The organism is Aliidiomarina haloalkalitolerans (assembly GCF_003987315.1).
GTDB classification, from domain to species: Bacteria; Pseudomonadota; Gammaproteobacteria; order Enterobacterales; family Alteromonadaceae; genus Aliidiomarina; species Aliidiomarina haloalkalitolerans.
In genome coordinates this window covers 304739-328091 of the sequence record NZ_PIPI01000001.1, presented here as the reverse complement: position 1 = coordinate 328091, position 23353 = coordinate 304739, and the positions used below count along the sequence as shown (strand labels likewise).

At 49.4% G+C, this 23353-nt stretch carries 23 protein-coding genes; 1 reads left to right on the top strand and 22 read right to left on the bottom strand.

Annotated features, from left to right (window positions below; all coding sequences use genetic code 11):
- Window positions 1-35: 35 nt before the first annotated feature.
- Window positions 36-536: a CinA family protein gene (locus CWE06_RS01550; RefSeq protein WP_126790548.1), complete on the bottom strand. Its 501-nt coding sequence runs from the start codon at window positions 534-536 to the stop codon at window positions 36-38.
- 224 nt (window positions 537-760) lie between these two features.
- Here CWE06_RS01550 and mutS point away from each other — a divergent pair, with 224 nt between their 5' ends.
- Window positions 761-3355, top strand: a complete 2595-nt coding sequence (gene mutS, locus CWE06_RS01545; RefSeq protein WP_126790547.1) for a DNA mismatch repair protein MutS — start codon at window positions 761-763, stop codon at window positions 3353-3355.
- Window positions 3356-3373: 18 nt separating this feature from the next.
- Here mutS and rpoS read toward each other — a convergent pair whose 3' ends face one another.
- The 21 genes from rpoS to lepA form a co-directional block, all read right to left on the bottom strand.
- Window positions 3374-4351 carry an RNA polymerase sigma factor RpoS gene (rpoS, locus tag CWE06_RS01540; protein ID WP_126790546.1) on the bottom strand — a complete coding sequence of 326 codons (978 nt, stop codon included), beginning with the start codon at window positions 4349-4351 and terminating at the stop codon, window positions 3374-3376.
- A gap of 29 nt (window positions 4352-4380) precedes the next feature.
- Window positions 4381-5376 carry a peptidoglycan DD-metalloendopeptidase family protein gene (locus tag CWE06_RS01535; protein ID WP_241972439.1) on the bottom strand — a complete coding sequence of 332 codons (996 nt, stop codon included), beginning with the start codon at window positions 5374-5376 and terminating at the stop codon, window positions 4381-4383.
- A gap of 49 nt (window positions 5377-5425) precedes the next feature.
- A complete protein-coding gene (locus tag CWE06_RS01530) occupies window positions 5426-6004 on the bottom strand; it encodes a YqaA family protein (protein WP_126790545.1) in 579 nt (192 codons plus the stop codon).
- Entirely contained in the window at window positions 6001-6642 is a 642-nt protein-coding gene (locus tag CWE06_RS01525; protein WP_126790544.1) for a protein-L-isoaspartate(D-aspartate) O-methyltransferase, read from the bottom strand. The genes CWE06_RS01530 and CWE06_RS01525 overlap by 4 nt, the downstream gene beginning before the upstream one ends.
- The gene (gene surE, locus CWE06_RS01520; protein ID WP_126790543.1) at window positions 6639-7388 is read right to left on the bottom strand and encodes a 5'/3'-nucleotidase SurE; all 750 of its coding nucleotides are present in this window, start codon (window positions 7386-7388) and stop codon (window positions 6639-6641) included. Before surE ends, CWE06_RS01525 begins: the two co-directional genes overlap by 4 nt.
- Window positions 7389-7399: 11 nt before the next feature.
- On the bottom strand, window positions 7400-8524 hold the full coding sequence (gene truD, locus CWE06_RS01515; protein ID WP_126790542.1) for a tRNA pseudouridine(13) synthase TruD: 1125 nt from the start codon (window positions 8522-8524) through the stop codon (window positions 7400-7402).
- Window positions 8521-9003: a 2-C-methyl-D-erythritol 2,4-cyclodiphosphate synthase gene (gene ispF, locus CWE06_RS01510; RefSeq protein WP_126790541.1), complete on the bottom strand. Its 483-nt coding sequence runs from the start codon at window positions 9001-9003 to the stop codon at window positions 8521-8523. Before ispF ends, truD begins: the two co-directional genes overlap by 4 nt.
- Before the next feature lie 57 nt (window positions 9004-9060).
- Window positions 9061-9765, bottom strand: a complete 705-nt coding sequence (gene ispD, locus CWE06_RS01505; RefSeq protein ID WP_126790540.1) for a 2-C-methyl-D-erythritol 4-phosphate cytidylyltransferase — start codon at window positions 9763-9765, stop codon at window positions 9061-9063.
- Entirely contained in the window at window positions 9762-10055 is a 294-nt protein-coding gene (gene ftsB / locus CWE06_RS01500) for a cell division protein FtsB (RefSeq protein WP_126790539.1), read from the bottom strand. The genes ispD and ftsB overlap by 4 nt, the downstream gene beginning before the upstream one ends.
- A 7-nt stretch (window positions 10056-10062) precedes the next feature.
- Window positions 10063-10731: a hypothetical protein gene (locus CWE06_RS01495; protein WP_126790538.1), complete on the bottom strand. Its 669-nt coding sequence runs from the start codon at window positions 10729-10731 to the stop codon at window positions 10063-10065.
- A gap of 10 nt (window positions 10732-10741) precedes the next feature.
- On the bottom strand, window positions 10742-12031 hold the full coding sequence (eno, locus tag CWE06_RS01490; RefSeq protein WP_126790537.1) for a phosphopyruvate hydratase: 1290 nt from the start codon (window positions 12029-12031) through the stop codon (window positions 10742-10744).
- 11 nt (window positions 12032-12042) lie between these two features.
- Window positions 12043-13713: a CTP synthase gene (locus CWE06_RS01485; RefSeq protein ID WP_126790536.1), complete on the bottom strand. Its 1671-nt coding sequence runs from the start codon at window positions 13711-13713 to the stop codon at window positions 12043-12045.
- An 88-nt stretch (window positions 13714-13801) separates the two neighbouring features.
- Window positions 13802-14659 (bottom strand): nucleoside triphosphate pyrophosphohydrolase, encoded by an 858-nt coding sequence (gene mazG, locus CWE06_RS01480; protein WP_126790535.1) that lies wholly within the window; start codon window positions 14657-14659, stop codon window positions 13802-13804.
- A gap of 50 nt (window positions 14660-14709) precedes the next feature.
- The gene (gene relA / locus CWE06_RS01475) at window positions 14710-16899 is read right to left on the bottom strand and encodes a GTP diphosphokinase (RefSeq protein ID WP_126790534.1); all 2190 of its coding nucleotides are present in this window, start codon (window positions 16897-16899) and stop codon (window positions 14710-14712) included.
- 100 nt (window positions 16900-16999) lie between these two features.
- Complete coding sequence (gene acpS / locus CWE06_RS01470) at window positions 17000-17380, bottom strand: holo-ACP synthase (RefSeq protein WP_126790533.1); 381 nt, start codon at window positions 17378-17380, stop codon at window positions 17000-17002.
- Window positions 17381-17385: 5 nt separating this feature from the next.
- Complete coding sequence (pdxJ, locus tag CWE06_RS01465) at window positions 17386-18111, bottom strand: pyridoxine 5'-phosphate synthase (protein WP_126790532.1); 726 nt, start codon at window positions 18109-18111, stop codon at window positions 17386-17388.
- Entirely contained in the window at window positions 18108-18857 is a 750-nt protein-coding gene (gene recO / locus CWE06_RS01460) for a DNA repair protein RecO (RefSeq protein ID WP_157981107.1), read from the bottom strand. The genes pdxJ and recO overlap by 4 nt, the downstream gene beginning before the upstream one ends.
- A gap of 2 nt (window positions 18858-18859) precedes the next feature.
- Complete coding sequence (era, locus tag CWE06_RS01455) at window positions 18860-19795, bottom strand: GTPase Era (RefSeq protein WP_126790530.1); 936 nt, start codon at window positions 19793-19795, stop codon at window positions 18860-18862.
- Window positions 19792-20499, bottom strand: a complete 708-nt coding sequence (gene rnc, locus CWE06_RS01450; protein WP_126790529.1) for a ribonuclease III — start codon at window positions 20497-20499, stop codon at window positions 19792-19794. The genes era and rnc overlap by 4 nt, the downstream gene beginning before the upstream one ends.
- Entirely contained in the window at window positions 20496-21389 is an 894-nt protein-coding gene (gene lepB, locus CWE06_RS01445) for a signal peptidase I (RefSeq protein WP_126790528.1), read from the bottom strand. The genes rnc and lepB overlap by 4 nt, the downstream gene beginning before the upstream one ends.
- 54 nt (window positions 21390-21443) lie before the next feature.
- Window positions 21444-23261 (bottom strand): translation elongation factor 4, encoded by a 1818-nt coding sequence (lepA, locus tag CWE06_RS01440; RefSeq protein ID WP_198679006.1) that lies wholly within the window; start codon window positions 23259-23261, stop codon window positions 21444-21446.
- Between the last annotated feature and the right edge of the window lie 92 nt (window positions 23262-23353).

Here is a 23353-nt window from a genome sequence, read left to right as displayed (position 1 = left end):
TCTTACAAAACTTTCTTAAATATTTTAATAACTACTTATTTTTCAGACAGATAAAACGACAACTTAGCTAATGCATGGGCACAAGCTTGGGCGCGAATCTGTTGGCGATCACCATTAAAGTACTGGATATCACTGTATAACTTTTTGCCAATGGCAAACCCAAAACACACCATGCCGACCGGCTTTGCTCGTGTTCCCCCATCTGGGCCAGCAACACCGGTTGTACTCACCGCCACTGCCGTTTGTAACAGCAGTTGTGCGCCGCGCGCCATGGCTTGAGCGCACTCAACAGAAACCGCGCCGTGTTGCTCCAATACAACATCGGCGACGCCAAGCACATCGGTCTTGACTTGATTACTATAACTAACCACGCTGCCCTGAAACCAAGCGGAACTACCCGGCCGATCGGTACATGCACATGCAACCCCGCCGCCAGTACAGGACTCTGCTGTGGCCAATAACCAGTCCTTGGCCTGGAGTTGTTCAGCAAGTTTTGCCACTGAATCGGTAATTGCGGGGATTTTTTGTGCAGTCATAAACGATCCTTTACGATTTAGGCTTGGATTTTTGCTGTGAAAACGTGATCATAGCGTATGCACCTGATGTGCTTCGCTCGGGTAACAAGGCACACACCGGAAAACACGAACAGTTGGTACTTGGTTTTATGTCGGCAAGCGCATCTTTCATTGAGCGATGACCTGACAAAGTACATACTAGCTCAAGCATTATTCACGTATCGACAAAATAATAACAGGGACTCATGGCAGATTCAGCAACTTCGCATACACCTATGATGCAACAGTACTTAGCGATCAAAGCACAGCATCCAGACATTTTGCTGTTTTATCGCATGGGCGATTTCTATGAGCTCTTCTACGACGACGCTGAGCGAGCCGCTGATCTACTCGACATTACCCTGACCCAACGTGGTCAATCGGCCGGTCGGCCGATCCCCATGGCCGGCGTACCCTACCATGCGGTCGAAGGCTACCTCGCGCGCCTAATCAAACTCGGCGAGTCTGTCGCAATTTGTGAACAAATCGGCGATCCGGCAACGAGCAAGGGTCCGGTGGAACGTCAAGTCGTCCGTATTATTACGCCTGGCACAGTCACTGACGAAGCCCTACTTGAACCGGCTCGGGAAAATCTCTTAGTTGCGGTCGTAGCCGGTGAGCGCACGCGTTGGGGCTTGGCCATTGTCGATATTGCCAGTGGTCGTTTTACCATCACGGAAGTTGAACATAACGACGCGTTACGCAGCGAGCTAGAACGCTTGCAACCGGCTGAACTACTTCATCCAGAATCATTATCTGTCAGCGAATTCGCACCCCATGGCAGCAAAACCCGTCGTCGACCCGACTGGGAATTTAGCCATGATAGTGCCTTTGAATTACTCTGCCGACAATTCCAAACGCAAGACCTACAAGGCTTCGGAATCGCTGCAGAACATCTTGGCATCGCTGCGGCCGGCTGCGTGCTGCAATATATTAAAGATACCCAACGCGCAAGCTTGCCGCACTTACGTGCGCTACGACAGGAGCAACGTAGTGAGGCGATTCAACTCGATGCGATTAGCCGCAAGAACCTTGAAATAAGTCAAAACTTACAAGGCGGTAAAACCCACACGCTTATCGCCGTGTTAGACCGCACCAAAACACCAATGGGCGCCCGATTATTGCAGCGTTGGCTCCATCGTCCATTACGCAGCCATGCACGGGTTAACGACCGCTTAAATAAAGTTTCGGCCCTGATCGAAACCGGTGCCTGGTTAAATTTACAGCCGCTCTTGCAGGACATCGGTGACATGGAACGCATCCTTGCACGGGTTGCCTTAGGTAGCGCACGACCGCGTGATTTAACTCGTTTACGCCAAGCCCTGACAATGCTGCCGCAGATCAATGACTATCTCCAGCAAGACGGCTTGGTGACCAACTTTGCCGCATTCGAGTGTTTTGATAATCTTGCGACTCTTCTAACAACCGCAATTGTCGACCAGCCTCCGGTATTAATCCGTGATGGTGGTGTGATTCGCTCCGGTTACCATGAAGAGCTTGATCGTTTTCGCGAACTTAGCGCCGGCGGTACCCAACAACTTGACGATCTCGAGCAACGCGAGCGTGAACGCACTGGTATCAGTAATCTTAAAATAGGCTTTAATAAAGTTCACGGCTATTACATTGAATTGAGTCGACTCGCTGCAGACAAAGTTCCGCCCGAATATCAACGTCGGCAAACACTGAAGAACGCTGAACGTTATATCATTCCTGAATTAAAAACCTTTGAAGACTTGGTCCTGCAAAGCCAGAGCCGAGCTCTGGCATTAGAAAAAGAGCTGTACCAAGACATTCTTGAGCGCTTACGTGAGCAGATAGCCAGCTTGCAGGAGACTGCTGCACAGCTTGCTCGCCTCGATGTTTTCTGTTGCTTTGCCGAACGTGCAGTGACTCTCAATTACACCCGTCCGAGCTTTCATGACGGTGAAGGTTTATCGATTCAACAAGGCCGCCACCCAGTGGTCGAAGCTGTCATTAGCCAGCCGTTTATCGCCAACGATACTGAATTCACAGACGCTCAGCGTTTACAGATAATTACCGGTCCAAATATGGGCGGTAAATCAACCTACATGCGGCAAACCGCGCTGATAGTCCTGCTCGCGCACACCGGCTGCTATGTACCGGCGCAAAGCGCTGACATCGGCTTAGTTGATCGGATCTTCACCCGCATTGGCGCCGCCGACGAACTAGCTTCCGGACGTTCGACCTTTATGGTTGAAATGACCGAAACTGCGAACATCCTACATAATGCTTCACGTCATTCGTTAGTGCTGATGGACGAAATAGGTCGCGGGACGTCAACTTACGATGGTTTATCGCTCGCATGGGCTTGTGCCGAGGCCTTAAATGACATTGGGGCAATGACGCTCTTTGCCACTCACTATTTCGAATTAACCAGCCTTGCCGACCAGCTGCCAGCAACCTGTAATCGTCACGTTGATGCTACCGAGACCAATGACCAAGTTGCGTTCTTGTATCATCTAAAAGCGGGTGCAGCGAGTCGTAGCTTTGGTATTCAAGTGGCTCGTTTAGCGGGTGTTCCGGAGCGAGTTTTAAGTCGAGCTAAGCACTACCTAGCAGAACTCGAAACACGCTATAAGCAAAGCGAGAACGACGCAACGGGTCTGCCGCAGCAGACTGCATCACCCTCAAGTCGTGGTGAACAGCAATTGGGCTTACAATTACCAATCGACACCGAACAGCACCCTTTGTGGCTGCATTTAGCGGCCATTGATCCAGACGAAGTTAGCCCAAAACAAGCTTTGGCGTTGCTGTATGAATTGAAGAAATTACAGAAATGAGACTAGCACCTTCAGGTGCTAGTCGTCTGAGAAAATAGATTCGTTTGACAGCCCTTGTTGACTCATGATGTCACGCAGCCGACGTAACGCTTCAACTTGAATTTGACGCACACGCTCGCGGGTTAAACCAATTTCACGCCCGACATCTTCAAGTGTTGCAGGTTCGTAACCCAGTAAACCAAAACGACGAGCTAAGACTTCTTTTTGTTTCGCGCTTAAGTTATCCAACCAAAGTAACAAACGCTCACGCAGGTCATCGTCTTCAAGAATGCCTTCTGGCCCGAGCTCACTCTCATCGGCAATTATATCGAGTAGACCTTTCTCGCCTTCACCAGATAGAGGTGTGTCAACCGACGCAATGCGCTCATTCAAACGCAGCATTTTGGTGACATCTTCTACCGGACATTGCAAACTACGCGCAATGTCTTCAGCGGTCGGCTCATGCTCGAGGCTCTGCGCTAATTCGCGAGCTGCGCGCAAGTAGATATTCAATTCTTTAACCACATGAATCGGTAAACGAATCGTTCGCGTTTGATTCATGATGGCACGTTCAATCGTTTGTCGAATCCACCAAGTAGCGTACGTTGAGAATCGGAAACCTCGCTCGGGGTCGAATTTCTCAACAGCTCTAATTAAACCAAGGTTGCCCTCTTCAATTAAATCGAGCAGCGCTAAACCACGGTTTTGATAACGTCGTGCAATTTTGACAACCAGACGTAAATTACTTTCGATCATGCGTTGGCGCGCTTTCATGTCGCCTTGCAATGCCTTGCGCGAGAAAAATACTTCTTCTTCGGCGGTTAACAATGGTGAGAACCCTATCTCATTGAGATACAGTTGTGTGGCATCTAACTTACGTTGATATTTAGAACTATTCGCTAATGCCTCTTCGAGCTCTGCATCGATTTCTTCGCGGCCTTCATCAACCGCGACATCGCCTGAAAACTCTAGGTCATCCGCTTCGTTGTCCTGCTCGTTCTCTGCTTCTTCTCGCATGCTCCACCCCTAAAAACGGCTGCGATTGACTATTTTTTCGGTAAGTAATTCTCTGGATTGACTGAGTTACCTCGAAAACGCAGTTCAAAGCGCAATCGTACATCTTCCCTACCACTGCTACCCATGGTTGCAATTTGCTGACCAGACTCCACCCACTGTTGCTCTTGGACGAGAATCTGATCATTGTGACCGTATGCGGTTATATAATCATCACTATGTTTCAAAATGATTAACTGTCCATAACCTCGCAGTGCAGTACCTACGTAAACCACACGTCCCGCTGCTGCGGCAAGCACTGGCTCACCCCGGCGACCGGCAAACTCCATGCCATTGCCGCCAGCTTGATTCGAAAAACGCCGCACCAACTGAGCTTGGGTCGGCCATTGCCAACGAATCTCCGCATTCGTCTGCTGACGTTGCGGTGGTGCCGACGGTCGCGATGTCGTTTGCGTTGTCGTCTGCGCTGCCGTCTGTGCTGCCGTGCCTTGAGTTGGTGAGCTAGTCCCAGTCGTCGTTGCAACCGGCGGCGCAGTAGCGACCGTTGTTGGCCGACTAGCTTCCTGTTTTGGCACTGTTTTTTGTTGGTTTACGTTACCACCATACTCGCTCTGCGAAGTTGTGGCAATAGGGTTTACTATAACATTTGACTGATTATTGTTATTTTCATTGGTGGTATTGCTGCGTGCCACGTTTTGTCGCGTATGCGCAGCAGAATCACGCAAACGTAAAGTTTGTCCAACAAAGATCGTATAGGGGTCTTGTAGATTGTTGAGACGGGCTAGCTCGCGTAAATCCATATTCGCTCGAAACGCAATGGAGTAAAGTGTTTCACCGCGCTGAACTTGATGGGTATCCCCGTGTAATGACGCTTTTTCATAATCGTGAACGCTAAAACCACGATAAACGTGGTCGACAGGAGCCGGTGTCGTGGTGCTCGAGCAACCACCGAGAGTGAAGACAAGTGCAATCACAACCACGAACTTAGCCCACACGCGTTGCGCATAAACGTGTGTGGGCTTGGTCATGATGAACATACCTGGTCGTCGCTGCACTTGGACTCCTGTCAGTGATGAGTTAGCGAACTATGAGGTAAACAATAACAGCTAACGCAACAATAGCCCAACCTATGGTGTCGAGATGTTGGCGTAAGTGTTTCTCCATAATCGGCCCACCCCAACGCATCAGCCAAGCAACTAAAAAGAACCGCATGCTGCGGCCAATAATGGAAGCAATCACGAAAGGTAAAAAGGCGATCGCTAAAACCCCCGCGGTCACGGTAAAGACCTTATAGGGTATAGGCGAGAAGCCTGCTAAAAATATGACCCAGAAACCCCACTCGGCAAACCAGTTTTGCGCAAGGACAAAGCTGTCTTGATAACCAAAATACTCAAGCGCTGGCAGCACCAGTGGTTCGAAGGCCAGCATGCCGAGGAAATAACCGGCAATGCCACCGAGAACGGAGAAAATGGATGTTAATAACGCGAAACGAAACGCTTTCTCGGGCTGAGCAATTGCCATTGGAGCCAACATCACGTCAACCGGAATCGGGAAAATGACCGATTCGGCAAAGCTAACCCCAGCTAAAATGGATGGTGCGCGACGATGCTGTGCCCAAACTAATGCTTTGTCGTATAGCGCGGTAAATACCTTCACGCTAAATCTCCCTGAATTAATGGTACAAACTTCACTGTTCCCTCACTTTTTTGTTGATAATCTTCGCCCTGGCGTTCGACCACAAGCAGTTCTTGCGACTGCCCGCCGACCGGAATAATTAATCGTCCACCAGCTGGATTGAGTTGTTCGAGTAACTTTTCTGGAATTCGTTCCGCGGCCGCAGTCACTAAAATCGCATCAAATGGCGCTTTACTCGGCCAACCTTGCCAACCGTCACCGTGGCGCAATTGCACATTATGTAAATCGAGGCGTTTCAATCGGCGCTGTGCTTGATATTGCAGAGAGCTAATGCGCTCCACCGAATAAACCTTAGTTACCAATTGTGCCAGAATCGAAGTTTGGTAACCGGATCCAGTACCAATTTCCAACACCGACTGCGGCGTTGTTTCCAGCACCAGTTCCGTCATTTTCGCAACCATATACGGTTGCGAAATGGTTTGTCCTTTACCAATTGGTAAAGCGGTATTGTCATAGGCTTGGTGGGCGAGTGATTCCGGCATAAACTCGTGACGCGGCGTGGTCGCAATTGCATTTAAAACGGCTTCATTGCTGATTCCGACACTTTGTAATTTTTGCGCGAGTTTACGCGCAACGCCTTGGAAATTACTGACTATCATAAAGGTTTATTTAACCACTCCTGAACTTGTTCTTGATCATCACGCGCTGTCATATCAACGGTTAGCGGTGTAATTGACACATAGCCATCACGGACTGCTGCGAAATCCGTCCCGGGGCCGTCATCGCGCTCCGGGCCAACAGGACCATACCAGAAGATTTCTCGGCCCCACGGGTCACTGCCACGCACCATATTTTCGGCGCGGTGGCGACGACCTAAGCGCGTGGTTTTCCACCCTTTAAGTTGCTCATAGGGCAAATACGGGACATTCACATTCAACACAAAGTCCGAACGCAACGGTTGTTTTTGTAATCGCTCTATTAAATCCGCAACAACTTGTGCCGCAGTTTCATAGTAATCATGACCATGTTCGGCCATCGATACCGCAATCGCCGGCAAGCCGACAAATCGCCCTTCCGTCGCTGCTGCAACAGTCCCCGAATAAATAACATCATCACCCATATTGGGCGCATCATTAATACCCGACACAACTAAATCGGGTTGATCACCTAACGGCGAATTAGTGCCAATATGCACACAATCAGTCGGCGTTCCATTGACCGAGAAAAAACCATTTTCAAGCTGTTCGACCCGCAACGGATTATGCAACGTCAACGAGTTACTCGCGCCTGAACAGTTGCGGTCAGGTGCGATCACGACCACCTCAGCAACTCGCACCAAAGCCTTATACAGTGCAGCTAAGCCGGGGGCGCGAACACCGTCATCATTACTCAAAAGGATTTTCATCGTCATCACCATTACTCATAACGTGGTGCAGAAAAATCACCAAGCTCTTGCAAAACACTGGTTGCGAAACTGCCCGCAGGCAACGAGAAGCGAATTTCCACTTCGTTATCGCTAATTTGTTGAAAATGAGCGTCTTGCAAGCGCAACCAAAGTTCGCGGCGATCGGGTTTCACTCGACTGGCAACTAGGCCTGCGTGTAACTCTGGAAACAGACTCGCAACTTCAGTTTCTAGAGCTAGCGCATCTGCTTGTGCCGCACTCTCGCCATCGCCAAACAATGGACCACTCGGGATGATGTCGCCACTGGCCACTCGTTGCTGAATTTCTTCATCGCAGTCAGTCGCAGTAAAAAATGAATGCGAGCCCGCTAGCAAAAACACATCACCTGCGAGTAATTTCGTTTGCACGTTCTGTATGCGTCGTTCCAGATAATGATTAAACAACCAAGAGCGTACCGATGACAACAAAATACTGCGCAGATTTCGATCTTTTATGCGCTTGCCCGCAAACATCGCCTCAGCTTGTTGAATGTTGCCCTGACCAAAACCAAAACGCTGTTCACCGTAGTAATTCGGAATCCAGCTGCTAATTGCACGAAAGCGCGCTTGCAAAGCTGCCGGATCGCTGACCGAGGTGAGACGTAAGCGAAAATGATTGCATTTGTGAACGCCGCGGCGCAGCTTTTTGCTCGACCGCACCGCATTTAATAAGGTCACTTGACCGCCAGCATAGCGCGGCGAAATCGAGCTTAACTCGACTGTGAAAATAGCCGCCCAATCGGGTTGAGTGAGCGCGGGTAGTTGCACTGAAAACCATTGTTCCGTCACCGCAAACTTATCTTTTAACCCGGAATACCCGACTTCACGAACCGGTACTCCAACCGCCTGAGCAATAAACTTTGCCACCTGCTCTGTGGTCAGTTGCGTTTTGCGAACGTGAAGCCAGTGGTGTTGACCTTTTTCGTCAGCTGTTGGCAGAAAGCCAAGCTCCTCAATGACCTCGAAATACTCAGGTTTTTCTTTGTATTGGCCACTGACTGACGTATCACCCGCTAGCCGCTGCCACTGCTTCATGGTCTTGCTTGCGGTTGCACTCGAATGCCCAGCTGATGCGTTATCTTGAATGCCTGCGCTCATGACGCTGCACCGAGCAGCACTACGGCCATCGCCGCAATGCCTTCTTTGCGGCCAGTAAAACCAAGTTCCTCAGTCGTTGTCGCTTTGATATTAATTTGCGTCGCGGCGACATCAAGTAGTTCAGCAATCCGCTGCTGAATCGCTTGCCGATGAGGATTGATCTTCGGTTTTTGACAAATGATCGTTGCATCAAGGTTGATTAAGCCGAAGCCTCGTTGCGTCACTTCCCGCCAAACTTGTTGCAGTAATACGCCACTATCGGCGCCAGCATAGGCTGGGTCATTATCTGGAAACCACACCCCAATATCACCCGCACCGATTGCCCCTAAAAGAGCATCGGCAATGGCATGTAGTAAAACGTCACCATCTGAGTGAGCCAACAGGCCTTGATCACATGGAATCACAATATTGCCGAGCGTTACCGGACCTTCCCCACCAAACTTATGGACGTCGAAGCCCTGGCCAATGCGAATATTCATCTCTTATTTCCTATCTTAACAACCATGGCAGCGCGGTATTCCTCGCGGCTTCGCTATTTAGAATGCCTGCGACGCGCGCTGCAAGTAATATTCAGCCAGTGCTAAATCTTCTGGATCAGTGACCTTAAAACCAGCACGATTACCGATAACGAGCGCCGGACTAATGCCCATGGACTCCATTGCTGAACTCTCATCAGTAACGGCAATCTTGTTGGCTTGCGCATGCGTAATCGCCGTTAATAACGGCTCTAATTGAAACACTTGTGGTGTTTGTGCCAGCCATAATTGTTCGCGGTCAACGGTTCTGGCTACATGACTACTGGCTTGTACATGGGCAAATTTCACTGTATCCCGCACGGGCAATGCCAGCAGTGCGCCGCGCTCGGGCTCACTCTCCGCAGCATCGATTACCCGAGCTAACGCATTCGTACTCAGGCCGGGACGAGCCGCATCATGAACCACCACGAGAGCATCCTTCTTGGCGTGTTGTTGCAGTAATGCGTTCAGAATTGCGACAACAGACTCGGCTCGCGTTCCGCCACCTTGGGTCGTGTGTACGCGTTGATCTTTGGCATAAAGTGATTGTGGCCACCAGCGGTCATGCTCATGCAGAGCGACCCAAACCTGTTCAATGCGGGGGTCATTAAACAATGCACAGATACTGTGATCGAGTAATGTTTTGCCGGCGACAACAAGATATTGCTTGGGGATTTCTGCTTCCATGCGCTGACCGATACCTGCAGCAGGTATAACGCCGATCATGAATCATTGTCCTCTTCTACTTTCGGTATGAGACGAAAAAAAGTCTCTTCTGGTCGAACGAAGCCGAGTTCATTGCGTGCGCGCTCTTCAACGGCTTCAAGCGCTGAACGCAAGTCACGAATGTCCGCTTCGATTAATTGATTGCGTTGGGTCAGCGTGTTGTTAATCTGTTCTTGGCGGGCCAGCTCCTGTTGCAGCTCGCGATAATCACGAACGCCATGCTGACCAAACCAAATGCGATACTGCAGAAGCAGCACAATCGCTATCATGATAACGGTTAATACACGCATGTTCGTCTCACTTTCTTAGAGTATGCACCCGTTGTGGTTGTTGCCAATCAATCGTGGTCGACAACAACAGACTTCGCAAGTCTAACTGCTGTGGTGCTAGTTTCCCACTTGGGCCCCAACGATGTCCAGCACAGGCCGCGGCTAAAATATCTTTGGTTGGTTTGAGTAACCAACACGGTTGTGTTTCAAGTGACTCACCAGCAAGCGAAAACCAACCATTATAGTTAAGATGCACTTTATCTTTCGCGAGCGCAAGCTGGTCAATGGTGTCTAGTTGCACATGGCAACATTGAGTCGCAGGCTCCAGCACTAATATCGGTAATGGCAACGCTAATTTAGCATGTTTTTCTAACCAGCTGCGCAATTGTTGTTGCGCCACTTCAGTTGCCGCTGCAGGGGCCTGTTTTTTCTGCTTATACAGCCAATTACCGCTCTGTATATCAAGCTGAAGAGGATTCTGAGGATTTTCTGCACTCTGCAGCAAAGCGTAAGCAGTCGACTTAACATAGTGTGGAATACTAGCAAGACGCCGCTGTAATGCAGCGGCGTCTTGTTGATAGCGTGGATCTTGGCTGCGCGCCAAACATGACAATTCCACCTCGTACAGCGCATTACAGAGCTCTGTATAGGATTGGCTCGCAGTCAATTGCGAGAAAATCGCCGTTTGGCTCGCCATAGGCCGAACCCTACTGCCCTTTTACTTCTTTCAAACCGCGATAAGCAACATCACCGAGTTGCGCTTCAATACGCAGCAACTGGTTATATTTTGCTACACGATCAGACCGACAAAGGCTACCGGTTTTAATCTGACCGGCAGCAGTGCCCACCGCTAAGTCTGCAATCGTGGCGTCTTCGGTTTCACCAGAACGATGTGAAATGACCGCCGTGAAGCCTGCTTCACGAGCCATGCGAATGGCATTCAAGGTCTCAGTTAAGCTGCCAATTTGATTGAACTTAATCAAAATTGAGTTACCAATACCTTCACTGATACCACGTTGCAAGATCTTGGTATTGGTGACAAACAAGTCATCGCCTACTAACTGCACGCGCTTACCAAGTTTGTCAGTTAACACTTTCCAACCTGCCCAATCACTTTCATCCAAGCCGTCTTCAATTGAAACGATCGGGTAACGATCACACAGCTCAGCTAAATAGTCAGCGAAACCTTCAGCGCTGAAGCTCTTACCTTCGCCGCTTAGGTGGTACTGCCCGTCACGGTAAAACTCAGATGCTGCGCAATCGAGCGCTAGCGTAACGTCTTTACCGAGCTGATAGCCAGCGTTTTCAACGGCTTCAGAAATAACCGCTAAGGCTTCTTCATTCGACGCTAAGTTTGGCGCAAAGCCACCTTCGTCGCCCACAGCAGTACTTAAACCGCGGGCTTTTAATACCGCTTTTAAAGCGTGGAAGATTTCGGCACCCACGCGCAAACCTTCAGCGAAGCTTTTCGCAGCCACCGGTTGCACCATAAATTCTTGAATGTCGACGTTGTTGTCTGCGTGCTCACCACCATTCAGGATGTTCATCATTGGCAATGGCATACTGTACTCACCTGAAGTACCATTCAGGTCAGCAATGTGCTCAAACAGTTCGACACCCTTGCTAACAGCCGCGGCTTTTGCCACCGCTAACGACACCGCCAAAATTGCATTAGCACCGAGTTTTTCTTTATTCTCCGTACCATCAAGCTTCAACATGGCATTATCAACAGCTTCTTGATTTAATGCCGACATACCGTTCAAAGCAGTCGCAATGGCGCCGTTAATATTCGCCACAGCGTTTAGTACACCTTTACCTAAATAACGACCAGCGTCCCCATCACGTAGTTCAAGCGCTTCACGACTACCGGTCGATGCGCCACTCGGTGCCGCGGCGCGACCCATACTGCCGTCTTCGAGGTAAACGTCTGCTTCAACCGTTGGGTTGCCGCGTGAATCCATAATTTCGCGGCCAATAATTTTAACAATCTTGCTCATTGGTTAATCCTTCAATTATTCGCTGATTGGCTATTGAGAACGTGCGCATTGCGATTTTGCTGCTGATATTCGCGCGCTGCTTCAATAAAGCTTTCAAATAAACGATGACCGTCACGCGGTGTCGACGTGAACTCCGGGTGGAATTGCACTGCAACAAACCATGGATGATCTGCAATTTCGATGGTTTCGACCAAGCGCTTATCGGCCGATAGTCCGGCAAACGTTAAGCCAGCTTCGGTCAATTGCTGCCGATAGTTGTTATTTACTTCGTAACGGTGACGATGACGCTCTTCAATGGTTTCAGCACCGTAAATTGCGCGAATTTTCGTATTTGGCAATAAATGACACTGTTGAGCGCCTAAACGCATTGTTCCACCGAGATCAGACCCAGAGTCTCGGATTTCCTTCTGACCGTTCTCGTCCATCCATTCGGTAATTAAACCAACAACTGGATGCGCTGTATGCTCGTCGAATTCGGTACTATTCGCACCTTCGAGGCCAGCGACATGACGCGCATATTCGATAAGAGCGACTTGCATACCAAGACAAATGCCCAAATAAGGGACGTTGTTTTCACGCGCCCATTGTGCGGCCATAATCTTACCTTCGATACCGCGGCCACCAAAACCACCAGGCACGAGGATGGCGTCGACACCGGCAAGTTTGGCAACACCTTTGGTTTCGACATCTTGTGAGTCGATATAACGGATATTGACGGTAACGCGATTGTGTAAACCCGCATGCGATAAGGCTTCATTAACCGATTTATACGCATCAGGTAGCTCAACATACTTACCGACAAAGCCGATCGTCACTTCACCAACAGGGTTAGATTCTAAATAAAGGACCTTTTCCCATTCGCTTAAGTCGGCTTCTGGACATTCCATGCCAAAGCGCTCAAGCACGAGGTCATCGATGCCTTGAGATTTCAATATCGCTGGAATTTTGTAAATGCTCGGCACGTCTTTCAGGGAAATAACGGCTCGCTCGGCGACATTAGTAAATAATGCGATTTTCGCCCGTTCATTCGCTGGAACAGTGCGATCGGAGCGACAGATGAGAATATCAGGTTGAATCCCCAACGAGCGTAGTTCTTTCACCGAGTGTTGTGTCGGCTTGGTTTTCACCTCGCCCGCAGCACCTAAGAAAGGCACTAAGGTTAAGTGAATAAACAATGTACGATGACGACCAACTTCTGCCGACAATTGACGAATTGCTTCGAGGAATGGTTGCGATTCAATGTCACCAACCGTGCCGCCGATCTCGATTAATGCAATATCATTGCCTTCGGCGCCGTCGATAATCCGACGTTTAATTTCGTTGGTAATGTGTGGAATAACTTGAATCGTCGCACCGAGATAGTCACCGCGGCGTTCGCGGCGAATCACGTCTTCGTAGACACGACCGGTGGTGAAATTGTTTTTCTTGGTCATACGGGCGCGAATGAAGCGTTCATAATGGCCAAGATCGAGGTCGGTTTCAGCGCCGTCAGAAGTGACGAACACTTCCCCGTGCTGAATGGGGCTCATGGTACCTGGGTCGACGTTAATGTACGGGTCCAGTTTCATGATGGTTACTTTGAGTCCGCGCGCTTCTAAAATAGAAGCTAACGAAGCCGCCGCAATACCTTTCCCCAGCGAAGAAACTACACCGCCGGTTACAAAAATATATTTAGTCGCCATGCAAAACCTGCTGCGTCAGGGTAAATGAATCGTGGAAAAGGAACTTAAGACGGGAAAACAGTATACCCGAGCATTGGCCCCGCGGCAATCACGAAAGTTCCTGTTTTGCTTGTTGCCACAGTAACTCAAGTTCATGCAACGGTTCGTTAGCAAGCTCGCGCTGCTGCGCTGCTGCGATGTGCTCAACGCGCCGAAAGCGCCGCATAAACTTCTGATTCGCGCGTCCTAGTGCAGTTTCGGGGTTAACCTTGGCATGCCGCGCAAGGTTAACGACAGCAAAAAGTAGGTCGCCGATTTCATCTTCGATGCAATCTTGCACCGCTGCTTGTTCGTCATTCAACTGTGCCTGCGGCAGTGCTTCGAGTTCAACGGCAACTTCGTCGAGCTCTTCATGGACTTTACCAATAACTTGCTCGGCATTGTCCCAGTCAAAACCAACTGCAGCGCAGCGCTTCTGAATTTTCAGTGCTTGCAATAAGCTCGGCAAATTTTGCGGAACATCGGCAAACACGCTGGTATCGGTTGCTTTCTCAGCTCGTTCTTGGCGTTTGATTTGTTCCCACTGGCGTAACACTTCACTCGCATCATCAGCCTGCCCATCGCCAAATACATGTGGATGCCGGCGCACTAATTTATCGCTCACAGCACCAGCTATGCTATCAAAGTCATAGTCACCGCTTTCTTCTGCGAGACGCGCATAAAAGACCACTTGAAAAAGTAAATCGCCGAGCTCATCACGAATCGCCTCAGAGTCCCCTGCTTGAATAGCCGCCGCGACTTCATAAGCTTCCTCAATGGTGTGCGGAATCAGGCTCTCCATGGTTTGCTCTAAGTCCCACGGGCAACCACCCTCAGGATTCCGCAGTGCTGCCATAATCGCTAACAGGCGTTGCATCTGGCTGAGCTCAGTTGCTGTATTTTGGTCATTCTCTGCTACGTCACTCATGCTTCGTCCTATTCTTACCCGTTCTACTCGATTCGCTTATTGCGCTAACCTTATTTACGCTTGGCACTGCGCACATGGCTGACCTGCTGTATTCGCGCCAGCAGACGCTGTACGTCATTGTTGTGACGAACCATAATCTCAAGCTCAATCACCACCTGCAAAGAGTCTTTGTCCATGCGCGTTGAAACCTGATTCACGTTAACCTTCTCGTGACTTAAAATGCTCGTAATGTCATGCAACAAACCGGAACGGTCATCGGCAACAATCACTAACTGTGCCGCGTAACGTGGCTGTTGTTGGTCGTCCACCCAATCCACTTCGATACCGCGAGCTGGATTTTGCTGCAGTAAGTGCTGCAATTGTTCGCAGTCTTGGTGGTGCACTGACACCCCTCGCCCCTGGGTAATGTAGCCCCGAATCGGGTCGCCAGGCAGCGGTTGACAACAGCGAGCATAGTTCATCATCAGGTTACCGATGCCAGCGACTTTTACGCCCTCACGTTGTTTACCGGCTTTGCTCGGCGAACGTTTTTTGCTGGTTAGTTTTTCCAGTTCATCCAGCGGTGTTTCGCTCGGACCGCGAACAAAATTCACCACTTGATGTAAACGCACATCGCCGGCGCCAATTGCGGCAAGCAGGTCGTCCATATGATTCATATTGAACCGCTCGACTGCACCTTGAGCGTCTTGCAGCGTTAACTTCTGCTTCTGCAGCTCTTGCTCGAGCAGTTCACGACCGGCCACAATGTTGTGTTCGCGATCAAACTTTTTAAAATAAGCGTGTACCTTACTGCGGGCGCGCGCTGATTTTAAGTAGCCCAATGCTGGGTTTACCCAATCGCGTTTCGGATTTGGTTCTTTCTGGGTCAGAATCTCAACGCGTTCACCATTTCCAAGCGCATAAGTAAATGGCACGATGCGGCCGTCGACTTTCGCACCAATACAGCGATGACCCACTTGGGAATGAATATAATAAGCAAAGTCGAGCGGTGTCGACCCCATTGGCAGGTCAATAACATCGCCTTTCGGGGTAAACACATAAACTCGATCTTCAAAGACTTGACTCCGAATTTCTTGCACCAATTCTTCGTTTTCGGCCATGTCTTCATGCCAGGCCAACAGCTTCCGCAACCACGAAATTTTCTCTTCGTAACCTTGCGAGCGCCCACTTGAGTGACCTTCCTTGTAAACCCAATGCGCGGCAACGCCGAGTTCGGCATCGTCATGCATTTGTTCTGAGCGAATTTGAATTTCGACGTTTTTTTGTTCTGGGCCAATCACGACCGTATGAATCGACTGATAGCCGTTGGCTTTCGGTGTTGCCACATAGTCATCAAACTCAGATGCTAAATGCCGCCACATGCTGTGCACTATGCCCAAAGCTGCATAACAGTCCTTTAATGACTGGGTAATAATCCGTACCGCTCGAATATCAAACAACTCGTCAAATTGCAGGTTCTTCTTCTGCATTTTCTTCCAAATGCTGAAGATATGCTTTGGCCGGCCATACACTTTTGCATTGACTTGTTGGGCGTCGAGCGCCTTTTGAAGATCACTAACAAAGGTTTCGATGTACTGTTCGCGTTGCCACCGTTTTTCGTCCAATTGGCGCGCAATTGCCATATAGATATCTGGGTGCAAATAACGAAAAGCGAGATCTTCAAGTTCCCATTTTAATTGACCAACCCCTAAACGGTTGGCTAAAGGCGCGTAAATTTCACTGCACTCTTTGGCTGTGAGCACTCGAGTTTCTTCGTCGAGGTTTTTTACCTGCCGTAAGTAGCACACCCGTTCAGCGAGCTTTAACAACACCGCTCGAACGTCTTCGACCATCGCCAAAAGCATGCGTCGAACGGCATCTATTTGCGCTTCACCCGGTTTACCATGGCGGAAGTGTTGCAGCTCACTAATGCTCTGCATTTGCTGCACGGTGACAACTAACTGCGCAATTTCGTCGTCAAGATGGCTTTGCAGCCACGCTTCATCAACCAAATTAGCTTCAAAGAAAGGAACAGCTAGAGCTGCGAGGAGGCCTTTGCGATCGAGTTTGAGTTCGGCAAGAATTTCGACCATTTCTTGCCCTTTGAGCAACAGCGTTTCACCATCGGCAGGGCACAAACTGGCCAATTGCGCTGCAAGTGATCCGAGTTCATTACGAATTTCAGGTTGCATAATGTCCTCAAGCCAATTGTCTGGCTGTGAGCCTTTACGATCGACATGTACGTTACGAACCTGAACCATAACTCCTCCCTACTATGGCTAACTCTCAATTTAGCAAGACGTTTAGGTTGCTGACGTGCCTGCTTGCATACTTTTGTATTTGTATATTTTCGTGCTGGTGCTAGCGGCCCTCTAAAATAACAAATGCTTGTGCATAATCGACTTCATCGCTCAATGACAAGTGTGTATTGATCACGCCGAGCTGGTCTGCCAGCGCCAAGGCTTGCCCACTGAAGTTCAGTTGCGGGCGTCCAAGGTCGTTGTTAGTTATTTCAATATGCTGCCAGCTTAACCCATTTTGCAACCCGGTACCGAGTGCTTTTAACGCGGCCTCTTTGGCAGCAAAGCGCTTGGCTAAGTAGCGCTCAGGCTGCTTAGCTGCCTGCATCAGCGCTTGTTCATTATGAGTCAATAAGCGCTTAGCCAATGCCGGCTGTCGCACTAGCGCTTGCCGTAAGCGTTCAATTTCAACGATATCCGTCCCAACGCCAATGATCGCCATCCGACCTAACGCGCTCCTTGCAGAATCAATTTCATTTCCCGCACTGCTTCCGCCAAGCCGCTAAAAACGGCTCGCGCAATAATCGCATGGCCAATATTCAACTCATAGATTTCCGGAATCGCAGCAATGGGCTGGGTGTTGTGATAATGCAAACCATGTCCGGCATTCACCGTTAGCCCAAGACTTGCCGCATAGGCTGCGCCTTCCTGTAACTGCTTCAATGCCTGTTGCTGCTCAGCACCACTAGTTTCTGCATAGTGACCTGTATGCAATTCAATAAACGGTGCACCGGCCGCATGCGCTGCATCAATTTGCCGTTTATCCGCATCGATAAATAAAGAAACAAGAATTCCAGCTTCGCTAAGCTCGGCGACAACGTCCTTACTGCGTGCCAGCTGGTCCGCAACGTTTAAGCCTCCCTCAGTGGTTAGCTCTTCGCGCTTTTCTGGCACCAAACAGACAAACTCCGGTTGCGTGGCTTTTGCAATCGCGATCATCTCAGAGGTCATGGCCATCTCTAAGTTCATCCGCGTTTGGATGGTTTCGGCTAACAAGCGAACGTCGCGATCCGTGATATGGCGGCGATCTTCGCGCAAGTGAATGGTAATGCCGTCCGCTCCTGCCTGCTCAGCAATAGCAGCTGCCTGCACGGGTTCTGGATACGCCACACCACGTGCATTACGCAGTGTCGCAATATGATCAATGTTCACACCTAAAAGAACAGGGTTCATTTGTCAGCCTCTTGCTTCGATGGATTGGCCTGTTGTTCAAGTACGGCGGCAATCAGTGCCCGACTCTGTAATGGCTTTGTACCTAGATAAGGTTGCAGTGCCAATCGCATTAATTTTTTCAGTTGTTGTAATAATGCCAGATCTAACTGCTGAAAGTCTGCTAATTGTCGAATTTCTTGACCAGAAAGTATCAGCTGCTGCTGTTGCTCGCTCATGCCATGCTCGCGCACAAAGCCATGCTCGCGGACAAAGCCAAGCGTTGGTACAAAGCGATAGGAATGCTGTGGTTGTATCGCTTCGCCGTATTCAGCATCTTCCCAAAAGGAAAAGTCATGACCAAGCTGTTCTAATAAAATCAGCTCAAACTTACGCAACACGGGTTCGACAAACGTTTCCCGTTGCAAAAGCTCGAGGGTATGCCGATAGGCAGCAAATAGTTCAGGCAGTTCCGTCTCACTCGGCAATAGACGCTGCAATAATTCATTCACGTATAAGCCGCTGTAGAGCGCAAGATGGGTTAACGGAATTGACTGTTGGAGGTCAGCGCGCTTGAGGGTTTTAACTTCACCACGGCCACTAATATCAATATCGATCAATTGGAATGGTTGTAAGACTGCTCGCAATTGACTTTTGCGACTGCGCGCAGAGCGGGCAATACAGCGAAATCGCCCAGCTTCTGCACTAAAAACGTCAATCAGTAATCCATGTTCCTGCCATGGCCAACGATGCAGGACAATGGCTTCCACGCTTATTCCTCGCCGTAGCCCAAGCTGCGCAATGCGCGTTCGTCGTCGGCCCAGCCAGATTTTACCTTCACCCACAATTGCAGGTTCACTTGTGCGTCGATTAGCTTTTCGATGTCGCGACGGGCATCAGCACCTATGGTTTTTAACTTACTACCTTTGTTACCAATCACCATGCGCTTTTGCCCTTCACGCTCAACTAAAATCAATGCATGAATGTGCACAATGCCGTTGTCGCCCGTTTCGTATTTTTCAATTTCAACTGTGGTGGAGTATGGTAATTCGTCACCGGTAAAGCGCATCAGTTTTTCACGGACAATTTCTGCGGCCATAAAACGTACTGACCGATCCGTCACATGATCCGCCGGATAGAAATGAATACCTGGGCTCAAATACGTCCGCACCATCTCTTTGAGCTTAGGCATTTGCTCCGGCGACAGCGCCGTTAATGGCATAATTTCTTTGAACGGGTATTCGCTATGCAAGCGTTGAATATGCGGTAACAGCTTGCCTTTGTCTTTGACTTGGTCAATTTTATTAATGATTAACATCGCTGGTCGATTCGCGCGTTTAATCTTGGTTAACACCATTTCGTCATCTTCGGTCCAGTGCGTGCCCTCAACCACAAACAAAACTAAATCAACGTCACCAATTGACGAACTTGCCGCACGATTCATTAAACGATTAATCGCGCGCTTCTCATCTTTATGTAAACCCGGGGTATCGACATAGATAGTTTGGTACGGGCCTTCGGTATCGATACCTAAAATCCGGTGACGAGTGGTCTGAGCTTTCTTGGACGTGATACTGACCTTTTGGCCAAGTAACTGATTCAACAAAGTTGATTTGCCCACGTTGGGGCGGCCGACAATGGCAACAAAGCCATTATAGGTATCATCGCTTCTACCGCTTTCTTGCGCTAAAAACTCTTCTAAATTCATCTTAATTCCTTGCCTTCTGGCAGTGCCGCAAGCTTCTGAATTGCCTCGGCTGCAGCGGCTTGTTCAGCTTTGCGGCGACTCGTTCCAACCGCCACAACGGGCTGTTCAAGCGGAGCGACCGAGCAACTCACTGAAAATTTTTGATTGTGTGCCTGACCGGTTGTGGCCAACACTTCATAAACGGGTAATTCGTATTGCCGTCCCTGCAGAAATTCTTGCAGACGGGTTTTCGGGTCTTTCTGATTATTACCCGGTTGAATCTCTTGTAGGAGCGGTTCAAACCACTCCCGAACGATGCGTTGCGCGACAGTGATATCACTGTCGAGAAAAATTGCACCGATAATGCCTTCGACGGCATCCGATAAAATCGAATCGCGACGGTAACCGCCACTTTTTAGCTCCCCTGGGCCCAATTGGAGAAATGGTCCCAGTTCAAACTGCCGCGCGATCTTTGCCAACATTTGACCACACACGAGCGTCGCTCGCATGCGGCTTAACTCGCCTTCCGGTGACTTTGGAAAGCGATGGTACAGGGCTTCTGCAATCACCACGGATAAAATCGAGTCACCCAAAAACTCAAGTCTTTCGTAGTGACTGTCGCTCGCGCTACGATGGGTTAAGGCTTGCACCAGTAAATCGCGATTTTGAAACGTATAGCCAATTCGCTTTTCAATCTTCTTAAAGTCAGTTGCGGTTAAACTCACTGAATTCTCCCTAAACGATCAAAGCGGACGCGGCTCGGCACCCAGCTCGGCAACCAACTTGTTGAACTCCGTTCAAACTCTAAACTTAACCAAACAAACACCGCTCGGCCGACTAACAAATCTTCATTCACCATGCCCCAATAACGCGAGTCCAATGAGTTGTCACGATTATCGCCAACAAAGAAATAATGTCCCTCTGGAACGTCCCATTGTATCCCCTGAGAAATAATATTCCGCGATGGGTCAACGAGAATCTCGTAGTCACCGTGACTACTGGTTTCCCGATAGCGCTGCAATGGTGTGTTCTGGCGATAAAAATCGCCACTCGTGATTAATTCCTGACTAAGTTCAATGCGTTCAACATCATCACACTGCTGATAGCACCCTGGCTGAACGTAAAACGTTTTGTCTTGATAAACAATTCGGTCGCCCGGCAAGCCGATGACACGCTTAATATAGTCAATCTCTGGATCCACTGGGTATTTAAATACCGCAACGTCACCACGATCAGGTCGTCCGGTCTGCAGAAACTCATGCCGTTTGATCGGGTCACGCAAGCCGTAACGGAATTTTTCCACCAGAATAAAGTCACCCACTAACAAAGTCGGTAGCATCGAGCCCGATGGAATACGGAATGGCTCATACACAAATGAACGTAGAATCAGAATGGCCAACAACACCGGAAAAGCGGCTTGCGAAAAGTCCGCTAGCGCCGATTGTGGCGCCAGACGTTGGGCCGCTTCTTCATCTAACTTCACCCCAGCCTGATGCTCGGCCGCCGCCACTTTTTCTTGGCGCTTTGGCTTCCAGAGCCAATGGTCTATTGCCCAAATAATGCCGGTTAGCACTGTCGCAATGACCAAAACTAAGGAGAAATAATATGTTGTCATCGACCCTTCCCTTTTTCGCGCAGCCCCAGCCAACCTTGACCGGGTAGAACGCCCTTATTTACCGGTTTTTAAAACTGCTAAAAACGCTTCTTGCGGAACTTCCACGTTGCCTAGCTGTTTCATCCGCTTCTTACCTTCTTTCTGTTTCTGTAATAGCTTTTTCTTACGGCTAACGTCACCACCGTAACACTTCGCAGTTACGTTTTTACGTAATTGTTTTACGGTACTACGCGCAATCACGTGGTTACCAATGGCTGCTTGAATCGCTATATCAAACATTTGGCGCGGAATGAGTTCACGCATTTTGTCGACCACATCACGGCCACGATACTGCGCTTGGCTGCGGTGCAGAATCATAGCTAACGCATCAACGCGCTCACCATTGATCATAATATCGACCCGCACCATGTCCGACTCTTCAAAACGTTTGAAGTGATAGTCCAGTGACGCATAACCACGGCTGGTCGACTTCAGACGGTCAAAAAAGTCCATCACCACTTCGGCCATCGGCAGCTCATAGGTCAATGCCACCTGCTTACCGTGATACACCATATTGGTTTGCACACCACGCTTTTCGATACACAGGGTAATGACATTGCCGACGTGTTCTTGCGGCACCAAAATGTGCGCTTCAACGATTGGCTCATAAATCGCTTTAATGTCGTTCACCGCCGGCAAATACGCCGGGTTGTCAACCATTCGCGTCTCGCCTTTGGTGGTTTCAACTTTGTAAACTACTGTAGGCGCCGTGGTGATCAGATCGATTCCATATTCGCGCTCTAGACGTTCCTGAACGATTTCCATGTGTAACATGCCCAAGAAACCACAGCGGAAACCAAAGCCGAGAGCACCGGAGTTTTCCGGCTCAAAGAATAACGATGCATCGTTCAAGCTCAGCTTATCGAGTGCATCACGGAAACTTTCGTAATCATCTGATGAAATTGGGAACATGCCCGCATAAACCTGCGGTTGCACCTTTTTAAAACCAGGTACAGGCTTCTCCGCCGGGCGCTTCGCGTGCGTTAAGGTATCGCCGACGGGAGCACCATGAATTTCTTTAATCCCAGCAATGACGTAACCAACTTCACCGGCACGTAATACCCCCGTGTCGACTTGTTTCGGTGTGAAGATCCCTACTTTATCAACAATATGGTCGAGACCCGTCGACATGACCCGCATTTTTTCGCCGGTACGCAACACGCCTTGCTTAATTCGAACTAACGAGACAACACCTTGGTAATTGTCAAACCAAGAATCCATAATCAAAGCTCGCAGTGGCGCCTCATCGTCTGCGTCTTCTGGTGGCGGTGGGATTTGCTTAACGATTTGTTCCAGCACATCCTCAATGCCCACGCCGGTTTTTGCTGAACAACGAACTGCGTCCATCGCTTGAATACCAACGATGTCTTCGATTTCTTGAGCGACCCGCTCAGGTTCAGCCTGCGGCAAGTCGATTTTATTGAGAACGGGTACAACTTCGAGATCCATATCGATCGCTGTGTAGCAGTTCGCTAGTGTTTGTGCTTCAACACCTTGGCCAGCGTCAACCACCAACAATGCACCTTCACAACCCGCGAGACTGCGAGAAACTTCATAAGAAAAATCCACATGACCGGGCGTATCGATAAAGTTCAACTGATAGCGTTCACCGTCTTTCGCATTGTAATAGAGTGTGACGCTTTGTGCCTTGATCGTAATCCCACGCTCACGCTCAATGTCCATGGAGTCAAGGACCTGAGCCGCCATTTCGCGATCGGCTAAGCCGCCACAGAATTGAATCAAGCGATCAGATAACGTTGATTTACCATGGTCAATGTGCGCAATAATAGAAAAGTTGCGAATATTCTTCTTCGGAATGCCAGCTTGGCTCATGTACACCTCAATTTCCGGTCAGCCAGCAACATGCTGTGACTATTTCCCGTTCATAAGCGGCGAATTTTACTTTTTTTAGCGCCGATTAACAA